Genomic DNA, 17,524 nt, shown 5'->3' on the forward strand with positions numbered 1-17,524 from the left:
TCCTAAATAAGGCTTACTATTTAGTTATTTTTGGTATAACTGCAACTGGTCACGTAAATATTCTGCTGTCAAACTCTGCCTATTTTGCGAAATATCCACAGGTGTACCACAAGCAACTATTTGCCCCCCATTCGCTCCTCCGCGCGGGCCTAAGTCAATCATATAATCACTGTTAGCCATAATATCTAAATCATGGGTAATTGTAATGATTGTCGCCTGCTTATTTAAAAGTTGTTGAAAAACTTGCAATAGCGTTCTAACATCTTGCGGGTGTAGTCCTACTGTCGGTTCATCAAAGATAAACAAACTGTCTTTTTGTTGCCGGTGCAAATGACTAGTCAACTTTAGCCGCTGAGCTTCACCTCCTGATAAAGCGGGTGTTGCTTCACCAAGATGCAAGTAGCCTAAACCCATTTGACTTAAAGTTGTTAATGTTTTTTGAATTTTAGGCTCTGTTTGAAACAAATTTTGCTGAAGTAGCTCAGCTACTGAGTAGTCGAGTATCTCGGCAATACTTAATCCTTGCCATTTTACCCTTAACACATCTTGATTATAGCGGTGTCCTTCACAAAGTGAGCAAGTTTCAACCATATCGGGCAAATATTGAATATCAAGCGATATTACACCACTACCCCCACAAGCTGGGCAAGCTCCCTCTTTATTATTATAGGAAAAATGACTGGCACGATACTTATAACTCTTAGCTTGCGGTTGTTGGGCAAACAATTTACGCAAATTATCCATAATATCCGTATAAGTAGCTACTGTAGAACGTTGATTTTTACCTACTGGTGAAGAATCAACACTAATTACATTTTTAATTGTCTTACCCTTAAACTGCTTAATCCATTTAGGCATTGGTTGATGTGCTTTTTGCGCCTGCAAAGCCGATAACAAGGCATCAAGAATTAACGTGGTTTTCCCTGCTCCAGAAAAACCAGTAACTGCCGTCATAAAGCCACACGGAATTTTAACTTGTACGTCTTTTAAATTAAAACGCTGGGTGATTGCTAGGTCAATTTGTCCTAATGAAAAAAGTTCTCTACTAGCCGCTGGACGAACAAGCAGCGGTGCATTACCAGTTAAATATGGGCCAATTAACGAATTAGAATTTTGCTTTATTTGTAACGGGGTACCCTGAGCAATAATTTGTCCTCCCTGACTACCAGAACCAGGGCCAATTTCAATAATCCAATCAGCTGCACTGATAATTGCAGTTTCATGATCAACTACTACTAAAGAATTTCCTTGATTAACTAATTGGTGAAAAATATCAATTAAGCCAGCTACATTATCAGGATGCAACCCTACTGAAGGTTCATCTAACACATATAACACCCCAGTAGTTTCTGTCCTTAAAGTTCGGCCTAATTGTATGCGCTGTAATTCGCCAGTCGACAAACTATTAGCTGACCGAGCTAAACTTAGATAATCTAAACCTAACTTCAATAAAGGCTTAACCTGATGTAGTAATTCATCGCTTAAATTTGTAGCTAAGTCTTGCATTGACTGCGGCAACCAGTCCTTTATTGCTTGCATATACTGGGGCAACTCACCTAAAGTTAATTGCTCAGCTGCAACAATATTTTTCCCAGCAACTAATTGTTGCCAACGGGTAGGATCAATACGATAGCCCTGGCAATGCGGACACGTATTGAAATGATAAAAGGAATTTATTCGTTCAAGCCCGCGTTCAGACTTAGTAGTCTTACGCGAATTAATCACTGCATTATAGGCATTTTCATATAAGGCATCAAGATGATAAATACGTCCAGTCGAGGTTGGAACATCTACTGGTACTTTTCTCTCTTCACCATGAAGCACGATTGCTTTTTCTTTCTTAGTTAAGTCGCGGTAAGGAATATCTGTACGAACTCCTAATTCACGGGCAATACGCCACATCCAATTGCGTCCAGGAATTTGCCAAGTAGCAATTGCTCCATCAGCAATCGTTTTATTTTCATCAGCAATAATTTTACTATCATCAAGTTGTTCAACCTTCCCTAAACCCTGACATACTTGACAAGCACCATCTGAATTAAATGCAAAATCTTCTGCGCTAAAGGCATAAAATTCCACTCCGCATTCTGTACAATGAATCTTACCCATTTGCTCGCCGGTTAAATCCATGGCCTGCGCTATTTCAATAGTGGGGGCATTTCGATGTCCCTTAGGACAAACAGGTGACCCGAGCCGGGAAAAAATAAGGCGTAAAATATTAAAAATTTCAGTCACTGTTCCTACTGTTGATCTTATTCCAGGTATATCAGGACGCTGGCGCAAGGCAAGAGCCGATGGAATATGGCGCACTTCATCAACAGCTGCACGTCCTACTTGATTAATTCGTCTTTTCGTATAAGTAGCCAAGGAGTCAAGATAGCGGCGCGCGCCTTCTGCATATAATATTCCCATTGCCAAACTAGATTTACCAGAGCCACTAAGACCCGTTACTGCTACAAATTGATGCAAGGGAATCTCGACATTAATATTCTTCAAATTATTAACCCGGCCACCAATTACTTCAATCTTTGTTGGTTGTTCTTTATATTTCATGATTAATCATCTTTTCTTTTATTTGCTTTCACCGACTTGTTAGGCTTTTTCAATAAATATTGGCGAATCACTTGAATTACTTGTTTATTTTGGGGTAATTCAGAATGATCTGCTTGCTTACCGGTCACGATTATGGCCGTATAAGCTTTAACTTGATTTTGAAAAATAAACTTACCCGCTGCGACACTACTTTCAGGTACAATGCCGTCAGATTCATAATTTTTACCACCAGTTAGCGAATAAACCTTTAAGCTTTGCGGTAATTTACTACGTCCTTTAATAAAGTCTACTAACATCTGCGTTCGATTGGCTATGTTTTTTTCAGTAAAGTTATAAGGCGTCCCCAGAGTCATTAACCGTTTAATCTTAGCATCGCTGTCATATTGTGAATAGTAATGTTCTAACCAATAGGTCCAAATAAGTCCTCCATTAGAATGACCAAAAGCATTAAAGTTATTAAATTTATAGTTCTTCATTAAAGAGTCAAACGCTATGTCTAGCCAATAAGCTTGCTTTTTTATATTTGCATATCCATCGCGATTATCGGCAAAACCAATAATAATAAATGGTTCGCGGTCATTTTTCCCAATTGAACCACTATATGACAATTTTGCTTCACGTGAAACAGTGATTTTTAATACGCTATGTCGGCGCACAGTTGTCTTATTCAACTGACTAATTAATTGATTAAATCGTTCTGTTGTTGCACTTGATCCCGGCACCATAATTACGGGCGAAAGTAACGATTTACTCCGTTCTGCTCGAGTATTATTTTCTTTTTTCATCCAGGAATAACTGGGGATAGATAAGATAGTCATAATTACGACTAATCCGAGTAGCCATTTATAATTGGTGTTTTTATTCATTTACATTCTCCTGCGTAGCCTCACTTAACTTTTTGCTTACTCGTTCACTAAGTTTAATAATTGGCCACAATAAGCCAATGTCACTTAAAAACAACAAAATTGTAAAAATCAACGTTCCCCAATTGCCATTAGTCCCAAAAAAGGGAACTAATAACCCTGGTGTCCCTTTTAAAATTGGATACACACTCACCGGAATAAGTCGTAAGCTAATTGCACTAGCGGCTATTAGTAAATTAAATAATGGAATTAAAATGCTCGGTAACAAAAATACGGGATTCAGCATAATTGGTAGCCCCACGGTAAAGCCCAAAGTTGAATTAAATGCTGCCGGCAAAAGGCTAATTTTGGTTAAAGAAACAATTTCTTTATTTTCATGACGTAACATTAATATGACAATGATTGCTAAAATAACACTAGAGCCGCCCATCATAGCATAATTATTAATTAAAGAACTACCCAAAAATTGATAAGGAACCTGCCAAGAATTGCCATGTTGTAAAGCATAGGTTAAATTTTCTGCAGAATGAGCATTATTAATTGTTCCAGAAAGGGCATGTACTGGAAAACCAATGCCTAACCAATTTAAAAAAGTAATAACTACTGTGAGTAACATTACTTCCCATAAATTATTTGTAATCTGTACTCGATTAATAAGCTCATTAAAACTAGTCGAATTTAATAGTTTAATTTTTAAATCATAAATAAAAATTCCTAAAATAATACTCAATATGAGACAAACACAAGCTGGAAGCGCAGCTTGCCAAACCCGGCTTTGAATAGTCCTTGTACTTTCATCTTTAACAGGCTGATAATCTTTACCCAAAAATCGGTAAATAAGACCAACCCCATAACCAATAACTAGAGCAATAAATACCGCATTAATTTGTAATAAGCTTTCTGAAAAAAGCTGTTGAGTATTGTGATTAGTACTAGATGCATAAGCACAAAAAAGAATAAATAATACAGCAGTTATACCGGCCATACTCGAATCTTTATGATAAATTCGAGCCGTATATTGAGCCATAAAGTAACAAGCATATAGTCCAAAAATGCCAAAAGTTACTTCCACCATGCCCGCACTAATAAATGAACCCGTGTACCAAAACTGATCTGATATTACTTGGTCTAAACCAAAAATATTGTATATTAGTCCGTCGGGGGCAAAAACCAAATTATGCAAAAGTTTAAAATATGAACCAGCCATGGCAATTGGCATTAACATAACTAAAGTACGTTGAGCAGCTTTAAAAAAAGAACACTCACGAATTTTAACTATAGTAGCGATATCTATCATTTTTTGAACTCCTAACCAAGCTATTAAGACAAAATAATACGCCACTTATTCTAAGCCAGCAAATTTTACGTATAGTTCTTATTTATTTTTTAACAGTAATTTTACTCAAAATGTTATAATAGCTGTAACTTCTAGAAGGTGAAAAAATGAGTAAGAAAAAAATTGAATTATCGACCAATGTAGAAATGTTGATTAAAAAATATCTCAATCTTAATGATCTTAGTTTGGATGAATTAACTAATAGAGCTCTTAAAGCATACTTAGTTAATCACCTAAGTTCAACACAGGTCAAGGAAGCTTTGAAGCAAGCCGATGAAAGTGAATCAAGCTATTCAAATAAATTATTTCAAAGCAACATTGATGATTTAAATAAGCTTTAACCAAGCAAGCCAAGCAGGAAATTTCCTGCTTTTTTTGGACAAAATAAAAATATCCTAGTGTTTAACACTAGGATATTTGAATTCTTAAGGAGACTTTTATTATTAAAATTAAATTTGGCTTATGATATTAATAAAAATCGCTTAGACAGTTACTTAATACTTAAAGAGGTTGTTTTATCTCTTGGCAACATATGATTTGAAAAACTCTGCAATTCAGTTTCAAGTATCCGCAATTTATCAGTTCTTTCCTTTAAAAATGCTGCTATTAAGGTTAATAAATCGATACCCTTATGTGGGTCTAGTTCAGTCACTGTTTTAATTTTCTGTAAACGATATTCTACAGTCTTGGGGTGAACCATTAAAATATTAGCCAGTGACGACATGGATACTTGATCTTTGGCATACAGCCATAGGGTTAGTTGCGTATCTTCATCAATTTGACTTAGCTTTTTTCGGATAGCTGGATAATCTAAGGTTGAATGCATAATATTAGCCATATTTGCCACTTCATCATAATAAACAGTGGCATCAAACTTATTCGTTAATGTTAAAGCAAACAGCGCTTCTTTAATACTGCCCGACAAGTCAAAATGTGGTCTACCAATACCAATAAAAATATTTTTAGGTAAATTAGTTAAAAAATGTTTTTCCTTATTTGGCCGCATAACATATACGCGTTTATTTTTATCTAAATTAAATGCTAATCGCCATTCAGGCAAATTGTTATATTCACTTGAGGCTACTACAGCAATATATTTTATATCTAAGTCAACACCATTGATTTTAGCACGTCCATCAAAGCCATTATCAGCTACTGGCACATCATAATCTGAAACGTATAACCACTCATGCATAAATTTTTCAAGCATATTTATTATTCTCCTATTTCACTAATCAATATATAAATTTTTTCTTATATAAATTTACTATCTGCAAATAGGTAATTAAATAGCTCTATCAAGTAACTGTTCGGCAATTTTTTCTTAATCTGGAACAATTACTGTTCCATCACCATCTTTTAAATAAGAAGAAACATTATCTAATGATGTAATAATAGCTTTATGACCAGTTGACTCTGCGTATGAAATAGCAGCTTCAACTTTTGGTTTCATTGATCCGCTTGCAAATTGATTATCTGCTAAATATTCTTTCATTTGGGATACGCGAACTTCATGCAAGTCTTTTTGGTTTGGCTGTTGATAATTTAAAGTTACATATTTTACAGCGGTTAAAATTATTAATTCATCAGCATCAACTAGTTCAGCTAATTTTGCTGCTGAAAAATCTTTATCAATTACTGCTTCAACACCATGAACTTCAGCTCCCGCTTTAACAACGGGAACACCACCACCACCACCAGCAATTAAAGTCACATCATTATCTACCAAAGTATTAATTGCTTGGGCTTCCATAACACTAATTGGTTTAGGTGAGGGAACCACTCTTCTAAAGCCGCGACCAGCATCTTCAACAATTTGCCAATCAGGGTGTTCTTTTTCAATTTCTGCCACTTCTTCTTCATTATAAAATGGTCCAATTGGTTTTGAAGGATGTGCAAATGCATTATCATGTTCATCAACAACTATTCTAGTTAACATTGTTGCAACATTTAATGATAATTGTCGCCTTTTTGCACATATGTTTAAGGCATTGGCCAGCCATAAGCCAATTTCACCTTGCGTCATAGCGCCAACTGTATCTAATGGCATAGCTGGATTGCTTTTGGTACTACCTGCAAGTTCTTGTAATAATAGATTGCCCACTTGCGGGCCGTTGCCATGAGTGATGACTAATTGTATATCTCCTTTAGCAATAAACTCCGTTAGGTAATCCGCTGTCTTCATTAATGCGGCTTGTTGGGCTTGTGCTGACGGATCATCGGTTAAGATGGCATTGCCTCCCAATGCAACAACAATTCTTTTCATACTTTCCTTTCTACGCTTTTAGCTTACCTAGAATAAGTGCAATAATTGCAGTTAAAGCTAAAAGACCAATAATAATCATAAAAATCCATTCAATCTTACTAATTGGATGATTATTTTCTTTGCGAGCACGGTAATATAAAACAAAACCAATCACATAGGCAATGGTACACAGCCACAGATATTGCAACCCCGCAAAAATCATCCCCACAACTTCAAAAACTAAAGCAATGAGACCACACCAAATCATGCTCTGATGTCTGTTCTCTAAACCTAATTTCAATTCATATGCGCCAACCAATGCATAACAAACAGCAATTGAAGATGTACATAAGGAGTAAGCAAAGTTGTATGCTTGGTCTGTAAAAAGCAATGTAATTAAAAATAGTTGAATTAAAATTTCAGTTAACCAAAGAGAATTAGCTGGAGCCCTGTGTTTATTCAATTTACCAAACCAATTTGGTAGTAAACCTTGTTCAGCCATTAATGAAGTAGCTTCAACTGGTAACATTGTCCAAGATAACCAGGCACCTAATATGGAAATAATCAAGCCAACTGCAATAAATGCACCGCCAATTGGTCCCGTCATTTCCTTAAATAGATAAAGCAAAACAGGATGCCGCATTGTTTGTAATTTAGCAAGCGGCAAATAGCCATATGGTAAAATAGAAACAACTATATAAATACTTAATAAAGAAAACAAACCAATAATTGTTGCTTTACCTGCATCTGACTTTTTCTTGGCACGAGCAGCCATTGTTGTAGCGCCCTCAATACCAACAAACACCCACATCATAACCATAATGCAGCCTTTAATTTGGCTAAAAATGCCAGCTCTTGTTGGTGCAGTATACGTCACTTTACCCATAAGATTGGTAGACATATTCGCCCAAAAATGACTTGTAAAAATACCTGCCTTAAAAGTAATAAGCGCAATTACAATAAATGCAAAAATTGGAATCATTTTAGTTATAGTAACAATCGCATTAATAACTGCGGCTGATTCAATTCCCTGAGTAACTAAAATTGTTAGTGCCCAGGAAATAATCGAGGCAACAATAATTGCACTAATACTATTACCTGACTTTAATGGTGGGAAGAAATAACCTAATGAAGACATTAGCATCGTTGCAAATGCCACATTACCAAGCCAAGCTGACAACCAATAACCCCAGCCAGAAATAAATCCAGCAAAATCACCAAAACCTGCACGAGCATAGTCTGATACCCCAGTTAAGTCCGGTTTAGTCAAAACTAAATTATTTAAACTTAAAGACAATGTTAAAATACCGATACCAGTAATTACCCAAGCTAAAAGTGCTGCCCCCGGTGTAGCCGCTTGTGCTAAAGTCGATGGTAAATCAAAAATTCCTGAACCAATTGCTGAACTAACAACTAAAGCAACTAGAGCTGGCAGAGCTATCCCTTGCTCTTTGGAATCAGTCATGACTAGTGGCCTGCCTTTTCAAGCTCTGGTACAGCTGGAATAAACATATTGCCTAAAGTTGCTGCCATAATCGCTTTAATTGAATGTTTTCGGTTTTCGGCTTCATCCCATTGGCGAGCGTACTTGCTACGAAAGACTTCATCAGTAACTTCCATTTCGGTAATACCATACTGCTCTTTAACATCTTGACCATATTCTGTGTTAGTGTCATGAAAAGCTGGCAAGCAATGCATAAAAATCAAATTATCATCATCCATGCCTGTTTTGTTCATCATTTCCATATTAACTTGATATGGTTTAAGTAATTTCACCCGATTTTCCCAATCAGACTCACCCATTGAAACCCAAACATCAGTGTAAATAACATTAGCCCCTTTAACACCTTCATCAATATCAGCCGTTACCAATAAGTTAGCACCTGATTCCGCAGCAAATTTATTTGCTAAATCAACAACTTCTTGAGTTGGGTGTAATTCTTCTGGTGCCACAATATGAATATTGACACCGAGCATTGCACCAGTTACTAATAAAGAATTAGCCATATTATTGCGACCATCACCAACAAAGGCCAGTGTCAAGCCTCGCAAATGACCAAAGTTTTCTTTAATTGTCATAAAATCGGCAATCATTTGGGTTGGATGCCATTGATCAGTCAAACCATTCCAAACTGGAACATCGGAATATTTTGCTAATTCTTCGACGTCTGTTTGTTTGAAACCTCTGAATTCAATACCATCAAACATTTTGCCTAAAACAATTGCAGTATCCTCAACGGATTCCTTTTTTCCTAATTGAATATCATTAGCTCCTAAATACTCAGGATGTGCACCTAATTCAATTGCTGCAGTAGTAAACGCTGAACGCGTTCTAGTTGATGTTTTTTCAAATAATAAAGCAATATTTTTTCCTTCTAAATAATGATGCGGAATATTTTTTTGCTGTAAGGTCTTTAAGTGTAGCCCTAAGTCAATTAAATATTGAATTTCTGCTGGAGTGAAATCCTTTTCTGCTAATAGTGAACGTCCTTGAAATACTGAATTAATAGCCATTTTATTTCTTCCTTTTATTTATTTGATTTTTTATTTTTTATAAATCTTCACGCCACAGAGGCTGAGACATACAACGCGGACCACCACGACCTCTTGAAAGTTCACTTGAAATAACTTCATGCACCAGAATATCGTGTTCACGTAACATTTCATTACTTACATAATTACGGTTATAAGTAACTACTTCACCTGGGGCGATAGTTAAAGTATTGGATCCATCATTCCATTGTTCACGTGGGGCAACAATATCATCAGCATTACCAGTCATAATCAAATCTAGTTCTGATAGATGAAGGACTTGTTTTAATGTTTCCCCTAAATCAGTGTGATGTTCCATCTTGATTTTGCCGTTTTCATCTGGGGTCATAACAAAAATATTCATTTTCCCGGCTTCATCCATAATTCCTGGAAAAACAGTAAACTGGTCTTTATTGACCATCGTAAATACCGTATCAAGGTGCATCATAGCGTGATTATGTGGGATTTCAATCGCTACTACTGTATCAAAGTGACTATCATTATTAGTAAATAATTCTTGTGCCAAACCTTCAATTGATTTAGATGATGTTCTTTGTGAAACACCAATTGCTAAAACATGATCGTTTAATACCAATTCATCCCCACCCTCAATTCGGGTACTATGGTTACGATCGCGCCAAACATTAACATGACCTGCAAAACGGGGATGGTATTTCATCACAAATTCAGTAAATAATGATTCAGGCTGACGAGCTTTAAAAGTCATATGATTAATAGTAATTCCTGAACCTATAGAGGCTTGTGGATCCCTTGTAAAATATGCATTAGGTAGGGGATCGAGTAGAAATGGGTCATTAGCATCACTACCTGCCAAATCGTGTAGGGTTTCATTTTTTAAATCCAAATCAATTTCATTACGACGAATACCGCTATAAAGCTTAGTTACCATATCATGCAAGTCAAAACTATTAAGATATTCTTGCAAGACATCATGTGTTACGCCCGCTTCATAACCATGTTCACTAAGGTATTGCTTAATAAACTCTTGACGAATTTCTGAACTTTGGCCTAATGCTCCAACCGCTAAGTCATCAATATATAGGGTCTCAACCCCATTCTTTCTTAAGGTTTCAGCAAAATAATCATGTTCTTCTTGGGCAATTTTCAAGTATGGGATGTCATCAAACAACAGATTCTCCATTGTGTCAGGAGTAATATTTTCAACTTCGGCACCTGGACGTTTCAACAATACTGTTTTTAATTTGCCAATTTCTGAATTAACATTTATTGCTGGATTTTCCATCTTTATTTCTCCTTTATGCAACAATTGTAAAATTATCAAAAAGCGCTTTCATTAATTTACGTGATAATTATTGCAAAAACACATATGTGATAAAACGGTATTTTTGATAGTCTTTTTTATCCATTTAGATAAATAAAAAGCACTTACTAACAGGTTACGTAAGCAAGTGCTAATAATGATTGAATAACTATAAAGACATAATATCTTCTTACCCAATCTCTTTTTAGTTTTTTAGTAATTTTCCAACTATAAATAAAAAGCATATAAAAGTAGTTATCCTTTTATATGCTTTAATGAAATATTAATTAAATTGGTCGCCGGCCAATTGACGATAAAAATTAGCCTTGGTTGTTTGAACATATGGAACTATCCAAATAAATCCTATGCCCAAAGTAAGTAGACCTATTAAATACCAGCCCAAAAAGCTTAAGTCTAAAACAAACAATTGCCATTTGTGTCCCACCATCAACCGGCGACTTTCAGTAATTCCCGTCGTAGCATGAACTTCTTTGCCACTTTCAACCAGGTCGCTCACAATATACGGAGTTAAGGCATAAGAATAACTTTTAATAATACCTGGAACGACAAGTAAAAGTGTCCACAAATTTTGAAAAATATAACTGCATAAATAATTTAAAAATTCTGGAATAAAACGATTGTCAGTAAAGACCGAAAAAACAGCCTTAAATAGATTGTGCTTATGCCCTCTAGATAAATGTAAGAAGGTAATAACCATACTTAACATAAAAAAGCCACTGAGAAAGCCCAACCCTGTACCTAAAAAAAAGGTGCCATTCGTAACATACGGCTTTACTACTTCAACAACATTATTTCCTTGAAAATTACCAATATCATCTTTTATATTATAGCCAAAAATCAAGCCGTTTAAGATTACTATAATTAGGCCCATGCAGGCAGCCCAGCCCCAATTGCCGCGAAGCTCTTTTTTAGCTTCTGCCTTTAATTCTGCTCTATTCATATTTTCCTCCACACAACTCTTCTAATAAGTTAATTTTAACTTAAACAGATGATTATTAGCAAAGAATATACAAAAAGCTTAGTTCCACCAACATCGGAACTAAGCTCACACAGTGTTTATACCGTCAGCACTGACCACATAAAAAGAAGTATCATTTTCGCTACCGTAGAAAATGATTAAATTATTCTTTTCGCTAACGGCACAACAAAATTCTAGCATGCAATTACCTAAAAAACAAGATATGCAATATTCATGACCAAATAACCATTAATCAATTAAAGACTTCATAATTTTATCAACCTGCGGCTTTAAAGATGCAAATTGCCCCATTCGCGTTCTATCTGACTGGATAATTAGCATTGTTTTAGCATCCTTAGTACTACGTAAAAAGGTATAATAGCCTTCTCCGGCTCCATTAGCTATTTTAAATTTACTATTATTATAGAAACCACCATTGTAAAAACTCGGTGGGCTGGCTTGATAAAGTAACTTGCGACTTTTACTCAACAAAAATTTACCCGCAAGCAGATAATGAATTACTTTAGCTAAATCATGATTAGACATTACTATCGAGCCAGCTCCCAGCTCATTGTGTGCATCACTTAAGGCAACTTTAGCTTTGACTAAAATATATCTACCTTTTTTATAAACTTTACCAGGAATAAATCCGGTATTTAACAGCTGAGCCGACTTAGCCCATAAAAATTCAGTATGCTTCAACTTCAATGGTTTAATATAAGTATCACGAAATAACTTTTCATAACTTTTTCCCGTTACTTGGGATAAAATACCGCACAAATATATATAATTAAGTGAACTGTAATACCATTTCCCTAACATTTTCGGTACAAAAATTGTCTTAGCAATATTATGTTCAAGATTTGCTTGATCAGATTTAAAAGCTTTACTTCCTAATTTACTACCAGGCCGTAAACTCAAGCCTGCGGTCATTGAAATTAGATTTGCTAATTTAATTTTCTTTGAGCCAGGGATTGCTGGATAAAACTTACTAAGTGGATCTTGCAAACTTAATTTACCAGTTTGAACAAGCCGCATTACTAATGCTGCAGTCATCGACTTTTGAACAGAATTAATTAAATAACTAGTGTCAGTTGCATTATTTGTAGCATAATCAAGTAGAATCTTATTGTCTTTAATGACAAGAACTGATCCCTTAATTTTTAAGGCATCAATTTGCTGGCGCACTATTTTTCTTTTAAAGCTGCTTTTCGACTTTCAACTGCAGAATATTTGTCCGTTGTCTTAATCATTCCTGGCTTGTTTTGCCATTTTTTAGTATAGAAATAATTACGCATATTATAATTATACGGTTCATTTTTCTGATTCATAAATGGCTTAACCGCTTGATCGACAGCAACCCATCCACGCCAACCAATATGAATGGTATCTTCCATAAAATATTTTTCCGAACCACGTTTGGATAAATCTTCTATCTTATCGAAGCCTTGGCTGTTTAATTGGTACTTAATTTTATTGACTGATTTTTGATACATTGACTCAGATAGTCCAGTATAATCAGCCCACTTTTGATTTATCGGTGGAATAATGAACAAAACATTTGTATGTTGTTTAGCAAATTGGTGCAACATCAATTCAAAGTCACTATACTCAACTGATTTTGTATAATTAAAATCATGCTGACTATCCTTTAATTTAGCTAAGGCTCGTTTATTTAAACGCATTTTGTAAAATTTGTTATTAATGCCAAAGCTATTAGAATTAGTATTAATGGCAGCCTGTTGCTTAGCTATTTGGTCAAGCGCCTTAACTGAGTATGTATTAGGCAATAGTTTGGCATGACCATTAATCTTTTGGATACGATCTCGTAGCTGAAATGTACTGAAAAACTTGTCCTCATTGTTCAGCATACGCCGCTGATTTTCAAGGAGAAAACGTTGCGTACTCGTTAAACTCTGACCATTTGCAATTGTTTTCATACCAGATTTAATAACACCCTTTGTTTCTGGCATTTGCAAGAAGCGTTTGGCTGCATAACGATTAGAAACGTTACTTTTCTTAATTCCTAATAAAAAATTACAAGCTTGTAATGGTGAATAATACAACGAAAAAGCATCTGGATCTTGACCAATCTTGGTGAACCATTGGGGTGAAATAATCACTACAGCCTTTTTATTCTTTAACTGTTTAGCAGTACCTTGCATCCCTAAAAATTGAGCTAATGATTGGCTTCCAGGTCCCCCCAATAAAAATGGACGATAATTGCGGTGATATTTTTCAGCCAAAACGCTCGGATGAAGTGGATCAAGCCGTGATAATTCACTAGAACCATAAAAAGGTACATAGCCATCATCAAAGGCATTCTGCTTCATTCGTGATCCTTTAAAAATAGTAGTTGTCTGCGAATTAGCTGCTTGATAGATAGCATCCTTAGAAAATGTTCGCTCCCAAGGTATTAAAAAAATAACTAGCAGCAGGATAAAAGCGCAAAGAACCGGGCCAAAAATTTGCCACAGTCGGCGTTTATTACTCATCTTTTGAATTTTCCACCTTTGAAACAATCTTACTTGGCGTGTTCCATTCATCCCTGTCAAATTCAGAAACTGGTACATCAATTGCAAACTTCTCTTGCAAATTCAAGAGCATTTGAACACTAGCCATTGAATCCATTAAACCATTTGCAAAAATATCTTCATCCATTCTTTCTGATAAATCTTCACCAGTTAAATCTTGCAAAATGTCTAAAACTTCTTTTTCAATATTCATAATAAAACCTCTTAAATTAGATTACTTTCTTACTTCCAACCAAACCATAATTCACTAAGGAAGCCTGAAAAAATCAAAAAACTAAAACAAACAATATTAAACGTTATAAAAATTGCCAACCATTTCGTAAACTTATTAGACGGAATTTGCTCCTTGTGTTTCTTTTTATATCTAAGCCAGCAATCATTAATAATAATAGCCATTGCATGGAATAAACCATAAACAATATAATACCAGGTTAAGCCATGCCAAAAGCCCATTGTCAAGAATAATAACAAGTATGCAGCTTGTGACAATCTAATCGGATTCTTAAACAGCTTTTTCTTCATGGCAAAAAACGTAAAACGCATGTAAATGTAGTCACGGAACCAAAATGACAGCGTCATATGCCACCGATTCCAGAATTCTTTAATATTTTGCGAAATAAAAGGCTTATTAAAGTTTACTGGTGTATGAATTCCCATGAAATTAGAAATGGAAACTGCAAACAGGGAGTACCCTGCAAAATCAAAAAATAGATACATACTATAGCAGTACATATAGGCTACTAGCCACCAAGAAAGTTTCAGACCACCATTAGCTGCACCTGCAATTAAAGCAGCTTTAGAAATCTTAGGCAACCAATAGGTTCCAAAAAACCAGCCTAAAACAAATTTATAAAGGAAGCCTTGAAAAAGATTTCTTGTTGCTATCTCTAAATCAGCCAGATATTGGTCACGTTTAGGAGCAACATTGCATTCCTTAGCAAATCTGCGGTAACGATCAATTGGGCCAGATGAAAAAGTGGGAAAGAAAAGCAAAAATCGTAGATAGGTGCTCAAATCAAGTTCTTTAATCGCACCATCACGCACTTCCATAATAACCTGTACCGTCTTAAAGGTAATATATGAAATACCTAAGAAAGCTAAGACACCAGGAATTGGTGCTTTAGGAAAAGCAATCTGAAATTTAACTAAAACTAGCGGTAAAATAGCTAAAACAACCGCTAAGTAGAAAACCCATGTCTTATTCTTACCATTTTGGCGATAATGCAGGTACCAATAGCTCACTAATAATTGAAACAATAGGTAAATAATTAAATTAACCCCTTGCTGCCACTTATCTCCATCAAAAATAAGAAATAAAAAAACTAATGAAAATGCCACTTCATAGATTTTTAAGCGATGACCATGATATAAGCCAATAATGATTGGTACTAGGCCAATCAATAAATACACAAAGTATTGCGGATTAGTGTAGGGCTGTAAGTTTATGAAGTTAAAATTCACTACTCATTAACCTCCTTAATTACAGCTTTAATATCAACTTTTCCATTCTGGGAAATTGGCAAAGTTTCACGGTAAACAAATCGTTGTGGAATCATGTATGGCATCAAATTTTTAGCTAAATCAGCACGTATTGCTTTAGTAATTTCAGCCTCTGAATAACGGTCTTTAATACCATCTTTTAGTTTGATTTCAGCTACAAGTTGCTTAACCGTGTGGTCCTTACCATACTTAGGAGCTGCTACTCCATGATCAACAAACTCATTCTTACCTATATAATGATTGATTTCTTCTAATTCAATCCGATAGCCATTAAATTTAATTTGAAAGTCAATTCGCCCACGATAAAATAGCATTCCATTATCTAGGAAACCCTCATCACCAGATCTATGACTCATGTACTTTGCACCTGGCTTTTTGAAAAATGCCTTAGCAGTCTTTTCCGGGTTATTCATATATCCCTTAGAAGTACTTGGTCCTTCAATGATAATTTCACCTTGATTGTGGTCACCCTTTGTTTCATCAATGGTAATTTTGGTATCAGCTTTAGCACGTCCGATTGGTAAACGGTCATACTTATTCAATATTTCGTCAGTAATCTCTACTTGTGTTACTGCAACAGTAGTCTCAGTTGGACCATAAGTATTAAAAATTTTAGCATGGGGGAACTTTTGCTTAAGCATCAAAGCTTCACCATGAGGTAATTCTTCGCCACAAAATAGAAAATGCGTCATTTCAGGATGATGTTCCTCATCAAATGTTTTATCAAGAAAACACATTTGCGCAAATGATGGAGTTGACACCCAAACATTAAATTGCAATTTAGGTAAGGTTAAAAATAACTGGGCAAAATTCTCTGTTACATCATGTGGCAAGACCACCAATTTACCACCGCTAACTAAGGCTGGATAAAGACTCATCACCGAGAGATCAAATGAATAAGGCGCTTGCGATAAGAAACTGGGATAATCAGGTAGAGCAAAATCGGTCATTTCCCAATTGATAAAACTTAGTAGATTGTTATGACTAATCTGAACCCCCTTAGGTAAGCCACTGGTTCCAGAAGTAAAGATAATGTAGAAATTGGCATCACCTGCCACAAAATTTTGCGAATCAATCTCAAAGGTACCGTTTATTACTTCACTAGGTTTAATAACTTGCAAAGTTGTTAAATCAATTTCCGGAAGTGCATCAATCGCCAAAATAACTTTTGCTTTAGCAACTTCTTGAATCATCGCTATTCGTTCCGCATTAGAATAACTAGCAATTGGAATATACGCATGCCCAGCTTTGACACAGCCCAAAAAACTAGCAATCATTTCAAAATCTTGTCCGCCCCATACCATAATTGGACTATCAGCCGGAAGATTTAATGAAATTATTTTATGTGCCCACGCATCTGAACGCTCTTTTAAATCACCATAAGTATTAGTTTTACTTAAATAATCATAAGCAATTCGGTTGGGTTCAATTGTAGCAATTTCATCAATTTTTTTAATTACATCATTAATCATAATGATACCACCTTAAAATTCGTTATAAATAAAGTGAACCGACGTCAGACCACTATATTGATATAGATAAATTAGTGTCATTAAAATAACACAATAAATAAGTGTCGTGAGAACAAACTTACCTATTTGTTTACTACGTGAAACATTTCCTTTTTTTAGCATAAATCTTTATCTCTCTAAATCTTAATAAATCCCCAAAATATTATTATATGTTTACACTGTATTACC

At 35.3% G+C, this 17,524-nt stretch carries 16 protein-coding genes; 1 reads left to right on the forward strand and 15 read right to left on the reverse strand.

What is annotated here, in order from left to right:
* Positions 1-24 precede the first annotated feature (24 nt).
* From F5ESL0237_RS07295 to F5ESL0237_RS07305, 3 genes are read right to left on the reverse strand one after another with little or no spacing between them, the layout of a single operon-like run.
* Complete coding sequence (locus F5ESL0237_RS07295; RefSeq protein WP_122025046.1) at positions 25-2,553, reverse strand: ATP-binding cassette domain-containing protein; 2,529 nt, start codon at positions 2,551-2,553, stop codon at positions 25-27.
* Between the two features lie 2 nt (positions 2,554-2,555).
* Positions 2,556-3,419, reverse strand: a complete 864-nt coding sequence (locus F5ESL0237_RS07300; RefSeq protein WP_122025047.1) for an alpha/beta hydrolase — start codon at positions 3,417-3,419, stop codon at positions 2,556-2,558.
* Positions 3,412-4,713 carry a PTS transporter subunit EIIC gene (locus F5ESL0237_RS07305; protein WP_122025048.1) on the reverse strand — a complete coding sequence of 434 codons (1,302 nt, stop codon included), beginning with the start codon at positions 4,711-4,713 and terminating at the stop codon, positions 3,412-3,414. The genes F5ESL0237_RS07300 and F5ESL0237_RS07305 overlap by 8 nt, the downstream gene beginning before the upstream one ends.
* Positions 4,714-4,859: 146 nt before the next feature.
* Here F5ESL0237_RS07305 and F5ESL0237_RS07310 point away from each other — a divergent pair, with 146 nt between their 5' ends.
* The gene (locus F5ESL0237_RS07310; protein ID WP_122025049.1) at positions 4,860-5,093 is read left to right on the forward strand and encodes a hypothetical protein; all 234 of its coding nucleotides are present in this window, start codon (positions 4,860-4,862) and stop codon (positions 5,091-5,093) included.
* Between the two features lie 149 nt (positions 5,094-5,242).
* Here the strand turns inward: F5ESL0237_RS07310 and F5ESL0237_RS07315 are convergent, their stop codons facing one another.
* The 12 genes from F5ESL0237_RS07315 to F5ESL0237_RS07370 form a co-directional block, all read right to left on the reverse strand.
* Positions 5,243-5,962: a helix-turn-helix domain-containing protein gene (locus F5ESL0237_RS07315; RefSeq protein WP_122022352.1), complete on the reverse strand. Its 720-nt coding sequence runs from the start codon at positions 5,960-5,962 to the stop codon at positions 5,243-5,245.
* A 114-nt stretch (positions 5,963-6,076) separates the two neighbouring features.
* The gene (gene arcC, locus F5ESL0237_RS07320; protein ID WP_122025050.1) at positions 6,077-7,018 is read right to left on the reverse strand and encodes a carbamate kinase; all 942 of its coding nucleotides are present in this window, start codon (positions 7,016-7,018) and stop codon (positions 6,077-6,079) included.
* Between the two features lie 10 nt (positions 7,019-7,028).
* Positions 7,029-8,462 (reverse strand): arginine-ornithine antiporter, encoded by a 1,434-nt coding sequence (gene arcD / locus F5ESL0237_RS07325; RefSeq protein ID WP_122022354.1) that lies wholly within the window; start codon positions 8,460-8,462, stop codon positions 7,029-7,031.
* Between the two features lie 2 nt (positions 8,463-8,464).
* Positions 8,465-9,511: an ornithine carbamoyltransferase gene (gene argF, locus F5ESL0237_RS07330; protein ID WP_122025051.1), complete on the reverse strand. Its 1,047-nt coding sequence runs from the start codon at positions 9,509-9,511 to the stop codon at positions 8,465-8,467.
* 37 nt (positions 9,512-9,548) lie between these two features.
* Entirely contained in the window at positions 9,549-10,793 is a 1,245-nt protein-coding gene (arcA, locus tag F5ESL0237_RS07335) for an arginine deiminase (RefSeq protein ID WP_122025052.1), read from the reverse strand.
* A 301-nt stretch (positions 10,794-11,094) separates the two neighbouring features.
* The gene (locus tag F5ESL0237_RS07340; protein ID WP_122025053.1) at positions 11,095-11,772 is read right to left on the reverse strand and encodes a DUF975 family protein; all 678 of its coding nucleotides are present in this window, start codon (positions 11,770-11,772) and stop codon (positions 11,095-11,097) included.
* Positions 11,773-12,039: 267 nt separating this feature from the next.
* A complete protein-coding gene (locus F5ESL0237_RS07345) occupies positions 12,040-12,978 on the reverse strand; it encodes a serine hydrolase (protein WP_122025054.1) in 939 nt (312 codons plus the stop codon).
* On the reverse strand, positions 12,978-14,285 hold the full coding sequence (dltD, locus tag F5ESL0237_RS07350) for a D-alanyl-lipoteichoic acid biosynthesis protein DltD (RefSeq protein ID WP_122022359.1): 1,308 nt from the start codon (positions 14,283-14,285) through the stop codon (positions 12,978-12,980). Before dltD ends, F5ESL0237_RS07345 begins: the two co-directional genes overlap by 1 nt.
* Positions 14,278-14,517 carry a D-alanine--poly(phosphoribitol) ligase subunit DltC gene (dltC, locus tag F5ESL0237_RS07355; RefSeq protein ID WP_122022360.1) on the reverse strand — a complete coding sequence of 80 codons (240 nt, stop codon included), beginning with the start codon at positions 14,515-14,517 and terminating at the stop codon, positions 14,278-14,280. Before dltC ends, dltD begins: the two co-directional genes overlap by 8 nt.
* Positions 14,518-14,546: 29 nt before the next feature.
* Positions 14,547-15,785 carry a D-alanyl-lipoteichoic acid biosynthesis protein DltB gene (gene dltB / locus F5ESL0237_RS07360; protein WP_122022361.1) on the reverse strand — a complete coding sequence of 413 codons (1,239 nt, stop codon included), beginning with the start codon at positions 15,783-15,785 and terminating at the stop codon, positions 14,547-14,549.
* Positions 15,785-17,296, reverse strand: coding sequence for a D-alanine--poly(phosphoribitol) ligase subunit DltA (gene dltA / locus F5ESL0237_RS07365; protein ID WP_122022362.1), 1,512 nt, complete (start codon positions 17,294-17,296; stop codon positions 15,785-15,787). The genes dltB and dltA overlap by 1 nt, the downstream gene beginning before the upstream one ends.
* 12 nt (positions 17,297-17,308) lie before the next feature.
* Complete coding sequence (locus F5ESL0237_RS07370; protein ID WP_122022363.1) at positions 17,309-17,458, reverse strand: teichoic acid D-Ala incorporation-associated protein DltX; 150 nt, start codon at positions 17,456-17,458, stop codon at positions 17,309-17,311.
* Positions 17,459-17,524 lie beyond the last annotated feature (66 nt).

The sequence above is a fragment of the Lactobacillus sp. ESL0237 genome (genome assembly GCF_003692985.1).
In the GTDB taxonomy this organism is placed as follows: domain Bacteria; phylum Bacillota; class Bacilli; order Lactobacillales; family Lactobacillaceae; genus Lactobacillus; species Lactobacillus bombicola.